Below are 249 nucleotides of genomic sequence, written 5' to 3' on the forward strand. Positions count from 1 at the left end.
ATGGACACCGCTATTCAAACCCTTCGTCAAAACAGAAAATATGTCTTAAATAGTGCTAAATTTGAATACTCTAATGGTCCCTTAGAAGGCATCAATCGCAAAATCAAAACCCTAAAACGAACTTGTTATGGTTTTGCTAATCAAAAATTTTTCTTTTTAAGAATTGATTGTATTTTTTCATAAAAAAAAATACCCCCTACATTTTCGTAGGAAGTATTTTTAGTCAACCATACCAGTTGACAGATACCC

Annotated in this window: 1 protein-coding gene; it reads left to right on the forward strand. The window is 31.7% G+C overall.

What is annotated here, in order from left to right; translation table 11 throughout:
• Positions 1–183: transposase (locus tag LMB57_RS00400; protein WP_001830492.1), on the forward strand; the 183-nt coding region annotated here is incomplete at its 5' end.
• Between the last annotated feature and the right edge of the window lie 66 nt (positions 184–249).

It is taken from the genome of Limosilactobacillus secundus (genome assembly GCF_020784695.1).
Classification (GTDB): Bacteria; Bacillota; Bacilli; order Lactobacillales; family Lactobacillaceae; genus Limosilactobacillus; species Limosilactobacillus reuteri_F.